We start from the raw sequence: 17,253 nt of genomic DNA, 5'->3' as shown, positions 1-17,253 counted from the left end.
CCCAGGTCAGAAGGCACCTGTCTTTCAAGATCCACTATGTGGACCCGCCCATAATGAAGGGCTGAGGCTAGTCTCGCAGGAAATGTGGAAAAAGGTTACGCAGACGCCGTATGAGAGTTACTACAATACGTTGCGTATGCGAATGCAGGGCGAAATCGCGAGACGGCAGCGGCAGGTATGAGGCTTACGACCAGAGCGTATGGCTGCCCACGTGGGTAGCGGGTATGTCGGTCCGGACGATAACTTGTCCCGGTCCGATAAAGCGCCGAGCAACCAGGAGTCCGGCGTCATGGGCATCGGTGCCAGCGTGGCTAGCCGAGGCGTCGGCAACAAGCCAAGGGGTTAGGTTGCGCTCGAAGGCGTCCACCGCGCCCTTCAATACACAACTTTCAGTTGCGATACCACAGAAGTAGCACTCGGTCCAGCCGTGCCGTTCGAACAGCTTGGTACCCTCAGTATCAAAGGGGCTGTATATCCTCTTGTCGAAAATTGTCCCAAACTGGATATAGGGTTGCAGTTCGGAGACAATTTCGGTTTCGGGTGGGGACTGAAGACGTTCCCAGCCAAAGAATCGTTCGAACGGGCTGTCGGGATAGTTGTGATACCGCGTAAAGAGGACATCGCTACCCGCTTCCTGCCAGCGCTGGACTAGCTCGACAACGATCGGCACGATGTGCGCTGACTGCTCGCGTACGAAGCCGTTCTGCATGTCCGTCACGACAAGTACAGGGCGACCCGATGTCATCGGTTCAACCCTCTGCCTGTATCGCGGAGTGTTTCGATGGCTTGGTCCAGGGCTGGCATCAGGTCACTCGTTCGCAGAATTGCTCGGCGCATCGCCTGATGTTGTCCGGTTTCCCGTAGTCGGGAGACAGTGAGTTGGGAGCGTACTCCTCGAAGGTAGCGCCACCCATGCTCCGGCGACACCTGTGGGTCTCGCCCCTGCTCCACCTGACGGGCGATCGCGTCGCTGTACGCCCACATCGATTGAATAGCAAGCTCGCAGGCGACCATCTCGGCTTCCGTCAAGGAACGCTCGGCTGAGATCGGGTGGTAAACGACTCCGGACCATGAGGCGTAGCCCACCGAAATCCCAGGTACGCCGAACGATTCAATGCCTCCGTGGCCGTATGCCTCGGAAAGTAATGACTGCTCGATCAGTTCGGCGTGAGCGAGGTGTTCGTCGTCCAAGGCGCGGCCACGGTGCAGCAATGCTCTTGGCGTCGACATGATACGGAGCGCAGCGTCTAACAACTCCGGCGGCCAAGCCGGCTCAGTAACCCAATGAGCGCCAAGGACGTACACGGCAGATTCATCCTCTGCTGGCGAGATGGGCGCGAGGTAGTCGGTAGCCCATTTGATGTTGTCGCCGTACGACACCTCTCGCCACGCGGCGAGTGCCGCGATCGTGGATAGCTGGACCTGCTCGACTAGGTGAAAGACTGTGGACCCGCACGGCCAGACGTACAGCGTGCAGTCGCCTTCTGGGTGCTCGACCGGAGTCGAACAGCAGGTGTGCAACTGTTCCTCTGCTGGCGTACAGCCGGTGGCCTCGCGCAGCCGGGCAGCGCCTTCAGCGCCGACGAAAGCTGTCAGGAACTTGTGGGATCGCGCCGTGAAGTGCGGCCGATCCTCGGCGCTGCCGGTTAGCTCGCCGAACAGGTCATGGGGCTTTGCGTCGTACGCCAAGCAGTAGAGCTGGCGGTAGATGGGGTCGGTGACCGATACGCGTCCGGTCTCGTGGCGGTACATCGCTTTTTCGATGGCCTCGACCGTCGGTGTCTCGCGGATGCCGTGCTGTTGGCCTACGCGGTACAGCTCGCGCGCTGCGCGCTTGCGGGACTCCCAGCCGACTGCCTTCCGGCGGTTTACCAGCACAAGATTGGGCTTGAACTGCCGAGGAACTTCAGTGGACATGGGCCGTGTCCTTCGTGTCCGTGCGTAGTACCTGCCAGGATTCGCCGCCGGCAGGGCAGTCTAATTCGCAGGCGAGGTGTCGCTGCGGACGGCAGCCGAGAACAGCGTCAGCCATTAGTAAAGCCTACGCGGTGAGACGGTGCAGGGTCAGCCTTGGAGGCATGACGTCGATGGATGAGGATCGCTGGGCTGAGTCGGCGCCGGGCGCGGACGATGCCGACGTCACCCGCGAGTGCGTGATCGATGAGGCTGGCGACATGGTGCTCACGCTGCGGTGGAGCTTCGAAGACTTGAAGGCTGAGCACGGTGAGGTCGGTGCCCGGCGGATTCTCGCCGAGATCCTGGCCCGGTGGCAGGCGAACGGCGGTGAGCCGGTGTCGCTCGACGACGAGTGACCACCCGGAGTCGTCGTCCTTTTGGAAGGAGCACATCGATGTGGAATATCGGGGCGTTGTTCGGGGCGGCGTTGCTTGGCTTCTGCGCCGGGCTGTGGTCGTTCAGGGTGAAGACGCGGTGGTGTCCGGCCTGCGGGCGTGCGACGTACCCGTTGGCGGATCGGCGTGGCGGGTAGCCGGCTGCTCCGCACGCCCGAGCCGAACCCGGGAGACGTCCTGGTGGTCGGCGGCGAGGCCAGTGTGCAGTTCGCCGGTGAGCGACGGCTGAGGTTCCGGGTGATCTCGGTCGACCAGAAGCCGACGTACGAGGGCTGGGTTTGGGTGACCGGGTACGTGATCGACAAGTTGGGAGACGCCGCCGAGCGGCGGGAGATATTCGTGCAACGCCGTGGACTTTATCGGCTGCCTCGGCGCGAACAACGACCGTGAAAGGGAGAAAGAAGTGATCGTCGAGTTGGTTCGCGACCTGGTGTTGCGGTTGCGGGAGTGGTGGGACGGGCAATCGGCGGCGTCGAAGCGGCTCGCCAGGCTGGCCGGGGAGCGGTCGGCGGCCCGGCACCGGCGGTTGGACGGCAACCGTGGGCATCACTGGTCGTCGCAGCCGACGATGCTCGCTCCGACGCTGCGTCCGCTGATGACCTTCGGCCAGCAGCTCGGCTACCGCGTACCGGCGAGGTTGTGATCTGACCCGGCGGTCGAGTCGGAGGCTGAGCTGAGACCAAGAGTTGTACGAACGCCGCTGGCCGGTCCCGTCACGGGACCGGCCAGCGGCGTTGTGGCTGCTCAGTGAGCGGAGGATACGAGATTCGAACTCGTGAGGGTGTAAACCCAACACGCTTTCCAAGCGTGCGCCCTAGGCCTCTAGGCGAATCCTCCGTCCGACAGGGTACAGCCTGTCGGCGCTGCGGCCACCACCGGTCGGGGTGGCCCAAGGTCCGTCCCGGTTGAGGGTAGAGTAGGGCCAACCCCTCGTGCGGCGTGCATCTCGTGAACCTCCCCAGGGCCGGAAGGCAGCAAGGATAAGCGGGCTCTGGCGGGTGCACGGGGGGCCCTTTCGTCTCCGGGTCGACCCCCGGCCGCCCACGTCCTGGCATGTTTCGGCCTGGAAATCGTCGGTCCCGCGTGACAGCCTGGCAGGCGGCCCGACCCCGGTGCGGGCCCGTCCGGGGTGGCGGTGACCGCCCCGTCCGCGCAGAATTGCCCGGTCGAGAGGAGGCGGTGAGAGTGGCCCTGGCGCTCTACCGCAAGTACCGGCCACGGACGTTCGCCGAGGTCATCGGGCAAGAGCACGTCACCGAGCCGCTGTCGCAGGCGCTGCGTACCGGGCGGCTCAACCATGCGTACCTCTTCTCCGGGCCGCGTGGCTGCGGCAAGACCTCCAGCGCCCGGATCCTGGCCCGGTCGCTCAACTGCGAACAGGGACCGACCCCCGAGCCCTGCGGCAAGTGCGACTCGTGCCGCTCGCTGGCCGTCGACGGCTCCGGCTCGATCGACGTCATCGAGATCGACGCGGCCAGCCACGGCGGCGTCGATGATGCCCGCGAGCTGCGCGAACGGGCGTTCTTCGCGCCGGCCAGCAGCCGATTCAAGATCTACGTGATCGACGAGGCGCACATGGTCTCGTCGGCCGGCTTCAACGCGCTGCTCAAGCTGGTCGAGGAGCCCCCGGAGTACGTCAAGTTCATCTTCGCCACCACCGAGCCGGAGAAGGTCCTCGGCACGATCAAGTCGCGGACCCACCATTATCCGTTCCGGTTGATCCCGCCGGGCGTGCTGCGGCCGTACCTGGAGCAACTCTGCTCGGCCGAAGGCGTCAAGGTCGACCCGGCGGTCTTCCCGCTGGTGGTGCGGGCCGGTGCCGGCAGCGCCCGGGACAGCCTGTCGGTGCTCGACCAGTTGATCGCCGGAGCGGGCCCGGAAGGGGTCGGCTACGCGCGGGCGGTGGCGCTGCTCGGGGTCACCGACAGCGCGCTGCTCGACGAGATGTGCGACGCGCTGGCCGCCGGTGACGGCGCGGCCGCGTACGCGACCATCGACCGGGTTGCCGAGGCCGGGCACGATCCGCGTCGGTTCGCGTCCGACCTGTTGGAGCGGCTGCGGGACCTGATCGTGCTGCAGCAGGTGCCGGACGCGGTCAGCAAAGGGCTGATCGACGGGCCGACCGACCAGATCGAACGGATGTCCGCCCAGGCCGAGCGGCTCGGACCGGCGACGTTGTCGCGATGTGCGGACATCGTGCACAACGGCCTGGTGGAGATGCGTGGCACCACCGGTCCCCGGCTGCTGCTGGAGCTGGTCTGCGCCCGGATGCTGCTGCCCGGCGCCGAGGACTCCACCGGGGCGCTGCTGCAGCGCCTCGAACGGATGGAGCGTCGGCTGGCGGCCGGCGTACCGATGGCTGTCGCGGCCTCCGTCGCACCCGCCGCCGCTGTGTCGCCGACCTCCGTGCCGCCGCCGCCCGCGACCCCGGTGGCGACCTCCGCGCCGGAGCCCTCGTCGCCGGCAGCTTCCGCGCCGGTGTCGGCTGCTCCGACGCCGGCTGTGCAGCAGCCACCACGCCGTCCGGTGGCGCCCGAGGCGGTGATGCCCGACCCGGGCACCCCTGAGCCGCCGTCGATGCCGGCCGTGCCGGGTGAGCTCGACGCGGCCGGTGTCCGCCGGGCCTGGGACGAGATTCTCGGCATGGTCGGCAACCGGAGCAAGCGCGCCGCCGCCGTGGTGCGGGAGGCGACGGTACGCGAGGTGGCCGGCGACGTGCTGGTGCTGACCTTCCGGCACAGCGTGCACGCCACGATGCTGTCGTCCTCGCCGGACCTGCTGCTGGAGGCGATCTACGAGACCCTCGGCGTGCGGTGGCAGATCCGCTGTGAGACGGCCGGCGCGCCGGCTGGTCCGGCTCGGGCGAGTGCCGCCCGGCCCACCGGTACGCCGCCAGCTGCCGAGCCACCCGCCGCACAGCGGTCGGCGGCGGCGACCAACGCGCGAGCGGCCGCCGGCGGTGCGGGCGGTCGACCTGGGGCGAGTCGTCCCGCCGCCGGTCAGCCGTCGACGGGTGGGGGCGACGAGTCCGACTGGCCTGAACCGGCCCGGCCCGGTGGTGGGCAGCCGGGGGGTGCTACCTCGGTCGGCGATGGCTCCGGGCCCGCCGATGACGGCCGGCATGACAACGGCAACGGCAACGGCAGCCAGCACCGCAACGGCGGCCAGCGTGGCGGCGGTGGCCGGCCGGCAACGGCTGGTCCGTCGGCCGCAGCCGGGGCTGTCCGTGCGCCGGGGGCCAGGCCAGGCGGCGGTGCGGCCCAGTCGGGCTCACCGCGCGCCGATGGTGGCACCTGGTCGGACGGATCGCCGGCGGAGGAGCCGCCGTACGACCCGGACTACGACGGCCCGGCGCGCCCGGCCGTCGCGAGTCCCGCTGCCGGCACCGCGACCTACGAGGGTTTCGATCCGGGTGACGAGCCGCTGGACGAGGTCGTCGACGAGAAGACGGCGCGGCAGAGCAGCGAGGAGCAGGCGATGCAGCTGCTGCGGCAGGCGCTCGGCGCGGAGAAGATCGGCGAGATCGACGCTCGCTGATCGTGGTGCCGAGTTTGTGCCGAGCGGTGCGGCTGGGGCCTGACGGACTAGGCTGGGCCACGATTCGAAGCCACACTGATCCAGCCACACTGATCGAAGGAGCGGTGCCGTGCGCCCCGGTGGACAGCCCAACATGCAGCAGATGCTGAAGCAGGCGCAGAAGATGCAGCAGCAGATGGCTACCGCTCAGGCCGAGTTGGCCGAAGCGGAGGTGACCGGGACCGCGGGTGGTGGCCTGGTGACCGTGACGCTGTCCGGCGTCGGCGAGATCCGGTCGATCAAGATCGATCCGAAGGCGGTGGACCCGGATGACGTGGAGACGTTGGAGGATCTGGTGCTGGCCGCCGTCCGGAGCGGCAACGACGAGGTCCGCAAACTGACCGAGGAGAAGATGGGCCCGGTCACGGGCGGCCTCGGCGGGCTCGGGCTGCCCGGGTTCTGAGTCACCGTCGATGTATGAAGGCGCAATTCAGAACCTGATCGACGAGTTGGGCCGGCTGCCCGGGGTGGGGCCGAAGAGCGCCCAGCGGATCGCGTTCCACATTCTGTCCGCCGACCCGGCGGACGTCACCCGGCTGGCCACCGCGCTACGCCGGGTGAAGGAGCTGGTGCGGTTCTGCACCGTCTGCTTCAACGTGGCCGAGACCGAGCAGTGCCGGATCTGCCGGGACACCCGCCGTGGGGTCGATGTGCTCTGTGTCGTCGAGGAGCCGAAGGACGTCGTGGCGATCGAGCGCACCGGCGAGTTCCGGGGGCGGTACCACGTGCTCGGTGGGGCGATCAATCCGTTGGAGGGCATCGGCCCGGACAACCTGCGGATTCGTGAGCTGATGCTGCGGCTGGGCTCCGGTGACGTCAAGGAGCTCATCCTGGCGACGGATCCGAACACCGAAGGTGAGGCCACGGCCACCTATCTCGCCCTGATGGTCAAGCCGATGGGGATCGCGGTATCCAGGTTGGCCAGTGGCCTGCCGGTCGGTGGCGACCTGGAGTACGCGGACGAGATAACCCTGGGCAGGGCGTTCGAGGGTCGGCGATCGGTCTGACAGCCGGCCGGGGAAACATTCGAAACATGTAACAACTTGATGTAGCGAAATTTCCGACATATGTGGCGTATCATCTCCTCTGTACGGTCCGATCGCTGCTGTCGGGACAGTTAAGACACGATCCGGTACCAACCGCGTACCGGCCGGTTTCCGGTCGCGTCGAACGCCCGCTAAGGTCTCGCCATCGGTGACCCCCGTCACTACGTTGTCCGTACCCAAAGGACGAGGTGAAGCACCCATGCGTGCACCCAGGCCGAAGGCCGCCATCGCGGCCGTCGCGGTCGCGGCGCTGGCCCTAGCCGGCTGCGCCGAGAGCGAACGCGACGACTCCGGCGATTCCAGCGATGCCACCCTGGTCTTCGGCGTAGCCGGTGACCCGAAGGTCCTCGACCCCAGCTTCGCCAGTGACGGCGAGTCGCTGCGGGTGGCCCGGCAGATGTTCGAGACCCTGGTCCGTCCCGAGGAGGGCGGCACGGCGATCTCCCCAGGTCTGGCGGAGAGCTGGACCCCGGACGCCACCGGCACCGTGTGGACGTTCGCCCTCAGGTCCGGCGTCAAGTTCCACGACGGCACCGACTTCAACGCCGAAGCGGTCTGCGTCAACTTCGACCGCTGGTACAACGCCACCGGCCTGATGCAGAGCCCGGACGTCACCGCCTACTGGCAGGACGTCATGGGCGGCTTCGCCAGCAACGAGAGCGAAGACCTGCCGGAGAGCCTCTTCAAGTCCTGCAACGCGGTGGACGAGACCACCGTCGAGCTGGCCTTCAGCCGTGTGTCGAGCAAGATCCCGGCCGCGCTGATGCTGCCCTCGTTCTCCATCCACTCGCCGACCGCTCTCGAGGAGTACGGCGCGAGCGACGTGACCGGCAGCTCCGACGACATCACCTACCCGGCGTACGCGTTGGAGCACCCCACCGGCACCGGCCCGTTCAAGTTCAAGGGCTGGGACATCGCGAACAAGACCCTGACCCTGGAGCGCAACGAGGAGTACGCCGGGGACAAGGCGAAGGTCAAGACCCTGATCTTCCGCACCATCTCCGACGAGAACGCCCGTAAGCAGGAGCTGCGTACCGGTGGTATCCAGGGCTACGACCTGGTCGGGCCGGCCGACGTGCAGCCGCTGAGCGACGACGGCTTCAACGTCCTCACCCGCCCGGCGTTCAACGTCCTCTACCTGGCGATCAACCAGGCCGGTAACCCGGCGCTCGCCGACATCCGGGTCCGGCAGGCGATCGCCCACGCGCTGAACCGTCAGGCGCTGGTCGACTCCAAGCTCCCGCCGGGAGCCGAGGTCGCCACCCAGTTCGTCCCGCCGACGGTGGAGGGCCACAACCCCGCCGTCACCACCTACGACTACGACGTCGAAAAGGCCAAGGCGCTGCTGGCCGAGGCCGGCCACCCGGACCTCACCCTGCGGTTCCACTACCCGACCGAGGTCACCCGGCCGTACATGCCCAACCCGAAGGACATCTTCGAGCTGCTCGCGGCCGACCTGCGGGAAGCCGGTATCACCGTCGAGCCGATTCCGCTGAAGTGGTCGCCGGACTACCTCAACGCCACCACCTCGGGCAACGCGCACGACCTGCACATGCTCGGCTGGACCGGTGACTACGGCGACGCCTACAACTTCATCGGTACGTTCTTCGACCGGCCGAAGGACGAGTGGGGTTACGACAACGCGGAGCTGTTCGAGAAGTTCGTCGCCGCCGACAGCACCGCCGACCTCGACGCACGGTACGAGCTGTACAAGGGGCTGAACGCCGACATCATGGAGTTCCTGCCGGGTGTGCCGATCTCGCACTCTCCGCCGGCGATCGTCTTCGCCGAGGACGTCATCGGTGTCACGGCCAGCCCGCTGACCGACGAGCGGTTCGCCACCGCCGAGTTCGCATCCTGATCGACCGAGTGAACTAGCGAACGGAACGAGGGCGGGCGTCCGCCGTCACCCGGGCCACCAGTCCGGATGGCGGGGGCGCCCGCCCACGTGACCCTCCACACCCCCTGCCGAGGCACCGTGTTCCGCTTCATCGTCAGACGCCTGCTTCAACTCGTACCCACCCTCTTCGGACTGTCCCTCCTGCTGTTCATCTGGCTGCACCGGCTGCCCGGCGGTCCCGAGACCGCGATCCTCGGCGAGCGCGGCACCCCGGAGATGCGCGCGGCGATCCGCCGCAACCTGGGCCTCGACGAGCCGATCCTGATCCAGTACGGCCGGTTCATGAAACGGCTGCTCCAGTTCGACCTCGGGACCTCCATCTCCACCAAGCGTGAGGTCACCACCGAGTTCCTGCTGCGCTTTCCCGGCACCGTGGAGTTGACCATCACCGCGATGCTGATCGCGGTCGGGGTCGGCATCCCGCTGGGCTATCTGGCAGCCCGGCGGCGCGGCACGCTGCTCGATCACGGTTCGGTGGTCGGCTCGCTGATCGGCATCTGCATCCCGGTCTTCTTCCTGGCGTACGTGCTGAAGGCGATCTTCGCGGAGAACCTCGGCTGGTTCCCGTCCAGTGGCCGGCAGGATCCGCGGATCGACGCCACCCGGGTGACCAACTTCTTCGTTCTCGACGGCCTGATGACCCAGGAGTGGGACGCGTCGCTGAACGCGCTGTGGCATCTCGTGCTGCCGGGTCTCGCGTTGGCCAGCATCCCGCTGGCGATCATCGTGCGGATCACCCGGGCCAGTGTGCTGGAGGTGCTCGGCGAGGACTTCGTGCGTACCGCCCAGGCCAAGGGCCTGACCGAGCGGGTGGTCCGCCGCCGGCACGTGCTGCGCAACGCGATGCTGCCGGTGGCGACCTCCATCGGGCTGCTCACCGGCGGGTTGCTCTCCGGCGCGGTGCTCACCGAGACGGTCTTCGCCTTCGGCGGCATCGGTGCGTTCGTCGCCGAGGCGATCGGCCAACGTGACTATCCCGTACTGCAGGGCTTCATTCTGATCATCGCCCTGGTCTACGTGCTGGTGAACCTGTTGGTGGACATCTCGTACACCTTCATCGACCCAAGGGTGCGTGTCCGGTGAGCGCGAGGAGTGAGCGAGCGTCAGCGAGCGAGCCCCGCAGTCGCGAACGGAAGGTACTGCGGTGAGCGACATCCTGAGTCCGGGGCGCAAGAAGGACAAACTCGACCGGCTCGCGGAGCTGTCGGCGGTGCACGACGACGAGCGCGGGGTGAGCCTCTGGCAGGAGGCGTTCCGGCGGTTGCGGCGCAACCCGGCGGCGATCGTCGGCGCGGTCATTCTCGGCATCTTCGTGCTGGTCGCCCTGATCGGCCCGTTCCTGGTGCCGTACGACCCGGTGGCGCAGCTGTGGAAGGACGAGATCCGCGAGGCGCAGGCCTACTATCCGGGTCCGCGGGCGGAGAACTGGTTCGGCGTCGACCACCTGGGCCGCGACCAGTTCAGCCGGATGATCGTCGGCGCCCGCCAGACGCTGCTGGTCGGCGTCGTCTCCACGCTGATCGGGCTGACCGTCGGCGCGCTGATCGGCGGGCTCGCCGGTGCCGCCGGTGGGCTCGGCGGCCGCTGGGGTCGCTGGATCGACACGGTGCTGATGCGGATCGTCGACATGCTGCTGGCGTTGCCGAGCCTGCTGCTGGCGATCAGCATCGCGGCGCTGCTCGGTGCCAGCCTGACCACGGTCATGATCGCGGTCGGCATGGTGTCGGTGCCGGTCTTCGCCCGGCTGCTGCGGGGCTCGATGCTCGCCCAGTCGAACAGCGACTACGTGGTGGCGGCGACCTCGTTGGGGGTACGCCGGTCCAAGGTGGCGCTGACCCACATCCTGCCGAACTCGCTCGCGCCGGTGATCGTGCAGTCGACGCTCACCCTGGCGACCGCGATCATCGAGGTGGCGGCGTTGTCCTTCCTCGGCCTGGGCAATCCGGACGCGGCGATTCCCGAGTGGGGGGTGATGCTGGCCGACGCGCAGCGCTATCTGGATGCGGCACCCCGGCTGGCGATCCTGCCCGCGCTCGGCATCATCGTGACCGCGCTGGGCTTCACCCTGCTCGGCGAGGCGATGCGGGAAGCCCTCGACCCGAAACTGCGGAAGTGAGCCATGGCGCTGCTCGATGTGGATGAACTCGCGGTCACCTTCGCCCGGCGCGGGCAGCGGACCGTACACGCCGTCGACGGGGTCTCCTTCTCGGTCGACGCCGGGGAGGTGACCGGCCTGGTCGGCGAGTCGGGCTGCGGCAAGAGCGTCACCTCGCTGGCGATCATGGGTCTGCTGCCTACCGGCAAGGGCGTCCAGGTGCGGGGCAAGGCCGCTTTCGACGGCACCGATCTGCTGCAGCTCGGCTCCCGGGCGCTGCGGGACGTACGGGGCCGCGACGTGGCGATGATCTTCCAGGATCCGCTGTCGTCGTTGAATCCGGTGGTGCCGATCGGGGTACAGGTGACCGAGGTGCTGGTGCGCCACCGCGGGATGCGGGGCGAGCCGGCCCGCAAGGAGGCGGCGGATCTGCTCGACCGGGTCGGCATCCCGGATCCGACCCGCCGGCTCAAGGAGTACCCGCACCAGCTGTCCGGCGGGATGCGCCAGCGGGCGCTGATCGCGATGGCGGTCGCCTGCCGCCCCCGGTTGTTGATCGCCGACGAGCCGACCACCGCGCTCGACGTGACGATCCAGGCGCAGATCCTCGAACTGCTCAAGGACCTGGTCCGCGAGTCGGGCACCGCCCTGGTGATGATCACCCACGACCTCGGGGTGGTGGCCGGCATGTGTGACACCGTCAACGTGCTCTACGGCGGCCGGGTCGTCGAGACCGCCCGGCGGCGGCCGTTGTTCGCCGGACCGCTGCACCCGTACACGGTGGGGTTGCTCGCCTCGATTCCGCGCCTGGACTCGGGCCCGGGGCAGCGACTACAGCCGATTCCCGGTTCGGTCCGGGACCTGCTGCCCTGGACGGACGGTTGCGCCTTCGCACCGCGCTGCACCCGGCAGGTCGACGCCTGCCTCGGCACCGCTCCGGAGCTGCGTCGCAACGTGGACGGACACGCGTTCCGCTGCGTCAACCCGTCCGAGACCGACACCGTGGAGGCCACCAGTGAGTGAAACCCTGGTCGAGGTCCGCGACCTCAAGGTGCATTTCCCGATCCGCAGGGGCGTGTTGTTCGACCGGGTGGTCGGACACGTCAAAGCGGTCGACGGGGTGGACCTGCGGATCGCCCGGGGCCAGACGTACGGGCTGGTCGGCGAGTCGGGCTGCGGCAAGTCGACGCTCGGCCGGGCGATCCTGCAGTTGACCCCGTCGACCGGGGGCGAGGTGGTCTTCGACGGGGTCTCGCTGGATCAGTTGCCGGCGGGCAAGCTGCGGGAGATGCGCCGGCGCTTCCAGATGATCTTCCAGGATCCGATGTCCAGCCTGGATCCCCGGCAGAACGTCGAGTCGATCCTGGTCGAGGGGTTGCAGGCGCACAACATCGGCGCCGACCGGGACGAGCGACGGCAGATCGTCACCGAGGCGCTGGACTCGGTGGGCCTGCCCCGCTGGGCGCTGTCGCGCTACCCGCACGAGTTCTCCGGCGGGCAGCGACAGCGGATCGGCATCGCCCGCGCGCTGGTTCTCGGCCCGGAGCTGATCGTCGCCGACGAGCCGGTCTCCGCCCTGGACGTGTCGATCCAGGCGCAGGTGATCAACCTGCTGAACGAGCTGCAGATCGAACGCAACCTCACCTATCTGGTGATCGCGCACGACCTGGCGGTGGTCCGGCACATCTCCGACACCATCGGGGTGATGTACCTCGGCGCGTTGGTCGAGGAGGCCTCCGGTGACCAGTTGTACCGCGAGCCGCTGCACCCGTACACCCGGGCGTTGCTGTCGGCGGTGCCGGTGCCCGACCCGGAGGTGGAGGACCGGCGGGAGCGGATCCTGCTCGCCGGCGACCTGCCGTCGCCGGCGAACCCGCCGGCCGGGTGCCGGTTCCACACCCGCTGCCCGTGGGTGCAGCCGACCCGGTGCGTCGACGAACGGCCGGTGCTCCGTGAGATCGGCGGCACCCGGGTGGCCTGCCACTGGGCGGAGCAGATCGCCAGCGGGGCGCTGCGCCCGCACCAGGTGGCCCCGGAGCTGGTCCACCCCGCCGGTGGTGGCACCGGTCCGTCGACGGTGTCGGCACCGAGCGAGCCGGAGACCTACGTCTGATCGGCCGTCCGGGCGGTGATCGGCCGTCCGGGCGGTGATCAGCCGTCCGGGCGGTGCAGCAGACCGACCGCGATGGCGTGCACCGCGGCCAGGTCGGCCGGATCGGCGAGGCTGGCCCGGCCACCGGTCACCAGGTACCACTCGTCGGCGTCCTTGTACTGCACGCGGAGAGTGACCTCCCCGGCGGCGAGCTCGGTACGCAGCGTCAACGCGCCGGTCACCACGCCGACCTCGTCGGTCATCACCCCACCCGGTCCGGGAACGATGTCCTGCGTGCGGCTCTGCTCCGGCGCGTCGCCCATGGTCAGCCTCCTGTCGTCGCCCCGGCCCGGATCACGGGCAGGTCGTCAGCATGTCGGCCAGCGTCGCCTTCTCCGGCTCCGTCACCGACAACTCCCAGTAGTGCTTCACCGTGATCCAGTCCTGGGCGTACTGGCACCAGTAGTCCCGGTTCGGCGGCTGCCACTGGGACGGGTCCTGGTCACCCTTTGCCCGGTTGGTCGATGCGGAAACCGCGATCAGCTGCGGTCGTTCCAGATCGTTGGCGAATTCGCGCCGTTGATCGTCGTTCCACTCGTCGGCACCGGAGCGCCAGGCGTTCGCCAGCGGCACGATGTGATCGATGTCGAGGTCGCGGGGGTTGGTGAAGGTCTTGCCGTCGAAGGCGCTGAGCCATTCGCCGCCGACGACGTTGCAGCCGTCCAGCTCGATCGCGGTGCCGTCGCGCTCCAGCACGGTGTCCCGCACGTCACAGTTGCTGCCGGCGGAGGTCCAGTGCGAGAAGCGGTCCCGGTTGTAGCCCTGCATGCCGCCGGCGGCCGCCACGGTCAGCTGGTCGAGTAGCGCTGCGGCCTCCTCGCCCGAGTCGGCGGCTGGCGCACCGACGCCGGGACTGCCGGTGGGGGAGTCGATCGAGACGTCGATGGCCTCGCAGCCGGCGGCCGCCATCAGCGCCAGCGCGGCGGCTGTGGCGACCGCCGCCCGGCGAAGGTCGAGTCGGGTGGTCCATGGTCGGTGTCGTTGAGGGGTTCGCACCCCTCAAGCTTGCGGGTGCCTGACGTACGACGCCAGGCAACCGCGAAGCACGGCGTTTCGCCAGAACTACAGTGGATCTTGGCTGACGCCGGATTTCAGCCGCTGCAGCGGATTCTCAGCCGCTGCGACGAGCCCGGTTGACCGCACTGGTCACGGCCCGTACCGAGGCGACAACGATGTTGGAGTCCAGCCCGACCCCCCACACCGTATGGTCACCGACCTCGCACTCCACGTACGCGGCTGCCTGGGCATCGCCGCCGGCGGAGAGCGCATGCTCGTGGTAGTCCAGCACCCGCACACCGACGTTCACCGACTGCAGCGCGTTGACGTACGCGTCGATCGGGCCGTTGCCCACCGAGTTCAGCGTGTGCCGGACCCCGTCGACCTCGACCACCGCGGTCGCCTCCACCTTGCCGTCGACCGTGGAGGTGGCGTACGACTCCAGCGTCACCGCCGGCCCGGTCTGCTGCCCGGCGAGGTACTCGCCAGCGAAGATCCCCCACATGCGCTGCGGCTCGATCTCGCCGCCGGTGTCGTCGGTGAACGCCTGCACCACGCCGGAGAACTCGATCTGCAGCCGTCGCGGCAGATCCAGGTTGTGCTCCTGACGCATCACGTACGCCACGCCGCCCTTGCCGGACTGGGAGTTGACCCGGATCACCGCCTCGTAGGTGCGCCCCACGTCACGCGGATCGATCGGCAGGTACGGCACTCCCCACTCGTGCTCGTCGACCTCGACTCCGGCGGCGCCGGCATCGGCCGCCAGCGCGTCGAAGCCCTTCTTGATCGCGTCCTGGTGGGAGCCGGAAAACGCGGTGTAGACCAGATCGCCCGCGTACGGGTGTCGCTCGTGCACCGGCAGCTGGTTGCAGTACTCCACCGTGCGCTTGATCTCGTCGATCTGGGCGAAGTCGATCTGCGGATCGATTCCCTGGCTGAACAGGTTCAGCCCCAGGGTCACCAGGTCGACGTTGCCGGTTCGTTCGCCATTGCCGAACAGGCAACCCTCGATCCGGTCGGCACCGGCCAGCAGGCCCAGCTCGGCGGCGGCCACGGCGGTGCCCCGGTCGTTGTGTGGGTGCAGCGACAGCACCACGCTGTCGCGGCGCGGCAGCCGCCGGTGCATCCACTCGATCGAGTCGGCGTACACGTTGGGGGTGGCCATCTCGACGGTGGCCGGCAGGTTGATGATCAGCGGGCGGTCCGGGGTCGGCTGGATCACGTCGATCACCGCGCCGCACACCTCGAGCGCGTAGTCCAGCTCGGTGCCGGTGTACGACTCGGGCGAGTACTCGTAGAAGATGTCGGTGTCCGGGGTGTGGATCTCGGCATACTTCTGGCAGAGCCGCGCCCCGGTGGTGGCGATGTCGGTGATCCCCGCCTTGTCCAGGCCGAACACCACCCGCCGCTGCAGCACCGAGGTGGAGTTGTAGAAGTGCACGATCGCCCGCTTCGCGCCCCGCAGTGACTCGAAGGTCCGGTCGATCAGGTGCTCCCGACACTGGGTCAGCACCTGGATGGTCACGTCGTCCGGGATCAGGTCCTGCTCGATCAGCTGCCGGACGAATTCGAAGTCGGTCTGACTCGCCGCCGGGAAGCCGACCTCGATCTCCTTGTAACCCATCTTCACCAGGAGTTGGAACATCCGGCGCTTGCGGTCCGGCGACATCGGGTCGATCAGTGCCTGGTTACCGTCGCGCAGATCGACCGCACACCACCGGGGCGGCTGTTCGACGCGCCGGGCCGGCCACTGCCGGTCCGGCAGATCGATGGAGAACTGCTGGTGGTACGGCTGGTAGCGCTGGTACGGCATCCGGCTGGGCTGCTGCCGGGCGATCGGATCAGCAGCGGTCCCGGCGGTGGCGGTCCCGGCGGTGGCGGTCCCGGCGGTGGCGGTATCGGCGGTGGCGGTATCGGCGGTGGTGGACCCGTTGGCGGTGCTGGTGGCCTGTTCAGGGCCGGCGATCTTGGACATCCTGCGAACTCCGCTGGTCTGAAGGAACCCGCTGCCGCCGTGCCGTCCGCCCACGGTCGGTCATGTTCGTGGGCGTCGCGGTGTGCGTAGGTGGCACGGGCGCGGGAGAGGTCAAGGCGGCGCGGATCAACTCCGCGACGAGGTGCCGGCCTGAGGGGCCTCGTCGCGGCAGCGAAGGAGGAGCGCCTGCCACATGACAGAAATCACCCTACGTGGTTTCCATCGGTCAGCAAAGCGCAGCCGGCAAATTGTGTGCCGGCCCTCAGCGCTCAGGCCGGCCCTCAGCGCTCAGGCCGGCCCTCAGCCGGGATTGGCCCCGGACGGCGACGGTGGTGCCGGTGGGCTCCCGGTCCCGAGCGGGGAGCCAGCGGTCACCGGCCCGGGAAGGGTGATCGACCCAGGTGCCGCGCCCGGCTGCCCGGCGAGGGTGACCGTGCCCAACCCCAGCCGGGCACCGGTCAGCGTGCCGTCCGGCCGGTAACAGTAGATCCCCACGTCCAACGGCGAGCGCAACGACGCGGTCGTCGACTCGACCGAGAAGCAGGTGCCGTCCGTACCGGGCAGCGGATCGACCACCGACACCGCCAACGGCGCCCGACGGTCGGCCAGCACCGCGATCCAGTCGGTGAACAGGTGCTGCAGCCGGGGATCGACCGCCGGGTCGACCGGAGTGCCCGGGTCACCCAGCCGGACACAGGACAGCGTCGTCGGCCGGGCGGCCGACGGCAGCACGCACTGGAAGGACCCGTCCTCGGTCTGCGCCATCGCGACGTCCACCGCGCCGCCGAGCGCCCCGCCGGGAATGTCCACCCGCCAGGTGCCGTCCACCGCCGTGGCCACCGCCACCGTACGGTCGGGCCGGTTCGCCGTCCGCCAGGTGTAGAACGCGGTGATCCGCAGGTCGGCTGCGGCCGCGGCGACCGCCGCCAGCTGCATCCGGGCGTCGTCTGGTGAGGTGCCCTGCCCGGACGGGGCGGCTGTCGCCTCCGCCGACTCCTCCGCCGGCGAGTGCACCGGACCGGATGATTCGCAGCCGAGTAGGAACGACGTGACGAACGCCACGCAAGCCAGTACGGCAAGTGAGTTTCGTGACGCGCCGGTACCCGGGGAACGCATCCGCCCATTCTGCGTACCCGGTCGGCATTTGCGGCAGGCGGCCCGC

16 protein-coding genes, 1 tRNA gene, 1 other RNA gene and 1 pseudogene are annotated in these 17,253 nt (G+C 68.6%); 12 read left to right on the top strand and 7 right to left on the bottom strand.

Features of this window, described 5'->3' with window-relative positions:
* Nucleotides 1-184: 184 nt before the first annotated feature.
* Complete coding sequence (locus ACFHVL_RS24135; RefSeq protein ID WP_416630705.1) at nt 185-745, bottom strand: cysteine hydrolase; 561 nt, start codon at nt 743-745, stop codon at nt 185-187.
* Nucleotides 742-1,917: a hypothetical protein gene (locus tag ACFHVL_RS24130; protein WP_416630704.1), complete on the bottom strand. Its 1,176-nt coding sequence runs from the start codon at nt 1,915-1,917 to the stop codon at nt 742-744. Before ACFHVL_RS24130 ends, ACFHVL_RS24135 begins: the two co-directional genes overlap by 4 nt.
* Nucleotides 1,918-2,078: 161 nt before the next feature.
* On the opposite strand from ACFHVL_RS24130, the gene ACFHVL_RS24125 reads away from it, so the two are divergent.
* The 3 genes from ACFHVL_RS24125 to ACFHVL_RS24115 all read left to right on the top strand — a co-directional run bounded on the left by ACFHVL_RS24125 (nt 2,079) and on the right by ACFHVL_RS24115 (nt 2,994).
* The gene (locus ACFHVL_RS24125) at nt 2,079-2,312 is read left to right on the top strand and encodes a hypothetical protein (protein ID WP_416630703.1); all 234 of its coding nucleotides are present in this window, start codon (nt 2,079-2,081) and stop codon (nt 2,310-2,312) included.
* Between the two features lie 138 nt (nt 2,313-2,450).
* Nucleotides 2,451-2,741 carry a hypothetical protein gene (locus ACFHVL_RS24120; protein ID WP_416630702.1) on the top strand — a complete coding sequence of 97 codons (291 nt, stop codon included), beginning with the start codon at nt 2,451-2,453 and terminating at the stop codon, nt 2,739-2,741.
* A 13-nt stretch (nt 2,742-2,754) separates the two neighbouring features.
* Nucleotides 2,755-2,994, top strand: coding sequence for a hypothetical protein (locus ACFHVL_RS24115; protein WP_416630701.1), 240 nt, complete (start codon nt 2,755-2,757; stop codon nt 2,992-2,994).
* 109 nt (nt 2,995-3,103) lie between these two features.
* Here ACFHVL_RS24115 and ACFHVL_RS24110 read toward each other — a convergent pair.
* Nucleotides 3,104-3,188 (bottom strand) — tRNA-Ser (locus tag ACFHVL_RS24110).
* A gap of 87 nt (nt 3,189-3,275) precedes the next feature.
* Here ACFHVL_RS24110 and ffs point away from each other — a divergent pair.
* From ffs to ACFHVL_RS24065, 9 genes are all read left to right on the top strand, one after another.
* Nucleotides 3,276-3,366: signal recognition particle sRNA small type (gene ffs / locus ACFHVL_RS24105), an RNA gene on the top strand.
* Nucleotides 3,367-3,536: 170 nt separating this feature from the next.
* Complete coding sequence (locus ACFHVL_RS24100) at nt 3,537-5,888, top strand: DNA polymerase III subunit gamma and tau (protein WP_416630700.1); 2,352 nt, start codon at nt 3,537-3,539, stop codon at nt 5,886-5,888.
* Between the two features lie 133 nt (nt 5,889-6,021).
* Nucleotides 6,022-6,330 carry a YbaB/EbfC family nucleoid-associated protein gene (locus ACFHVL_RS24095; RefSeq protein ID WP_416630712.1) on the top strand — a complete coding sequence of 103 codons (309 nt, stop codon included), beginning with the start codon at nt 6,022-6,024 and terminating at the stop codon, nt 6,328-6,330.
* 10 nt (nt 6,331-6,340) lie between these two features.
* Nucleotides 6,341-6,934: a recombination mediator RecR gene (recR, locus tag ACFHVL_RS24090; protein ID WP_416630699.1), complete on the top strand. Its 594-nt coding sequence runs from the start codon at nt 6,341-6,343 to the stop codon at nt 6,932-6,934.
* A 238-nt stretch (nt 6,935-7,172) separates the two neighbouring features.
* Nucleotides 7,173-8,834, top strand: coding sequence for an ABC transporter substrate-binding protein (locus ACFHVL_RS24085; protein WP_416630698.1), 1,662 nt, complete (start codon nt 7,173-7,175; stop codon nt 8,832-8,834).
* A gap of 117 nt (nt 8,835-8,951) precedes the next feature.
* On the top strand, nt 8,952-9,956 hold the full coding sequence (locus ACFHVL_RS24080; RefSeq protein ID WP_416630697.1) for an ABC transporter permease: 1,005 nt from the start codon (nt 8,952-8,954) through the stop codon (nt 9,954-9,956).
* A gap of 70 nt (nt 9,957-10,026) precedes the next feature.
* The gene (locus tag ACFHVL_RS24075; protein ID WP_416630711.1) at nt 10,027-10,989 is read left to right on the top strand and encodes an ABC transporter permease; all 963 of its coding nucleotides are present in this window, start codon (nt 10,027-10,029) and stop codon (nt 10,987-10,989) included.
* A 3-nt stretch (nt 10,990-10,992) separates the two neighbouring features.
* Complete coding sequence (locus ACFHVL_RS24070) at nt 10,993-11,991, top strand: ABC transporter ATP-binding protein (protein WP_416630696.1); 999 nt, start codon at nt 10,993-10,995, stop codon at nt 11,989-11,991.
* Entirely contained in the window at nt 11,984-13,081 is a 1,098-nt protein-coding gene (locus tag ACFHVL_RS24065) for an ABC transporter ATP-binding protein (RefSeq protein WP_416630695.1), read from the top strand. The genes ACFHVL_RS24070 and ACFHVL_RS24065 overlap by 8 nt, the downstream gene beginning before the upstream one ends.
* 38 nt (nt 13,082-13,119) lie before the next feature.
* Here the strand turns inward: ACFHVL_RS24065 and ACFHVL_RS24060 are convergent.
* The 4 genes and pseudogenes from ACFHVL_RS24060 to ACFHVL_RS24045 form a co-directional block, all read right to left on the bottom strand.
* Nucleotides 13,120-13,523, bottom strand: a pseudogene (locus ACFHVL_RS24060) (hypothetical protein).
* On the bottom strand, nt 13,415-14,029 hold the full coding sequence (locus ACFHVL_RS24055) for an HNH endonuclease family protein (RefSeq protein WP_416630710.1): 615 nt from the start codon (nt 14,027-14,029) through the stop codon (nt 13,415-13,417). The pseudogene ACFHVL_RS24060 and the gene ACFHVL_RS24055 overlap by 109 nt, the downstream one beginning before the upstream one ends.
* A gap of 202 nt (nt 14,030-14,231) precedes the next feature.
* Complete coding sequence (gene leuA, locus ACFHVL_RS24050) at nt 14,232-15,929, bottom strand: 2-isopropylmalate synthase (protein ID WP_416630709.1); 1,698 nt, start codon at nt 15,927-15,929, stop codon at nt 14,232-14,234.
* A 462-nt stretch (nt 15,930-16,391) separates the two neighbouring features.
* Complete coding sequence (locus tag ACFHVL_RS24045) at nt 16,392-17,207, bottom strand: hypothetical protein (RefSeq protein WP_416630694.1); 816 nt, start codon at nt 17,205-17,207, stop codon at nt 16,392-16,394.
* Nucleotides 17,208-17,253: the final 46 nt, after the last annotated feature.

The organism is Micromonospora sp. LOL_023 (assembly GCF_048060115.1).
Classification (GTDB): Bacteria; Actinomycetota; Actinomycetes; order Mycobacteriales; family Micromonosporaceae; genus Micromonospora_E.
The sequence above is the reverse complement of the archived record's forward strand: the minus strand, read 5'-3'. Positions and strand labels throughout refer to the sequence as shown.

Excerpts from the sequence above, each read along its gene's own strand:
- ACFHVL_RS24135 (WP_416630705.1), bottom strand. The coding sequence starts at position 745 with ATGACATCGGGTCGCCCTGTACTTGTCGTGACGGACATGCAGAACGGC.
- ACFHVL_RS24130 (WP_416630704.1), bottom strand. The coding sequence starts at position 1,917 with ATGTCCACTGAAGTTCCTCGGCAGTTCAAGCCCAATCTTGTGCTGGTA.
- ACFHVL_RS24125 (WP_416630703.1), top strand. The coding sequence starts at position 2,079 with ATGACGTCGATGGATGAGGATCGCTGGGCTGAGTCGGCGCCGGGCGCG.
- ACFHVL_RS24095 (WP_416630712.1), top strand. The coding sequence starts at position 6,022 with ATGCAGCAGATGCTGAAGCAGGCGCAGAAGATGCAGCAGCAGATGGCT.
- recR (WP_416630699.1), top strand. The coding sequence starts at position 6,341 with ATGTATGAAGGCGCAATTCAGAACCTGATCGACGAGTTGGGCCGGCTG.
- ACFHVL_RS24085 (WP_416630698.1), top strand. The coding sequence starts at position 7,173 with ATGCGTGCACCCAGGCCGAAGGCCGCCATCGCGGCCGTCGCGGTCGCG.
- ACFHVL_RS24070 (WP_416630696.1), top strand. The coding sequence starts at position 10,993 with ATGGCGCTGCTCGATGTGGATGAACTCGCGGTCACCTTCGCCCGGCGC.
- ACFHVL_RS24055 (WP_416630710.1), bottom strand. The coding sequence starts at position 14,029 with ATGGCGGCCGCCGGCTGCGAGGCCATCGACGTCTCGATCGACTCCCCC.
- leuA (WP_416630709.1), bottom strand. The coding sequence starts at position 15,929 with ATGCCGTACCAGCGCTACCAGCCGTACCACCAGCAGTTCTCCATCGAT.
- ACFHVL_RS24045 (WP_416630694.1), bottom strand. The coding sequence starts at position 17,207 with ATGCGTTCCCCGGGTACCGGCGCGTCACGAAACTCACTTGCCGTACTG.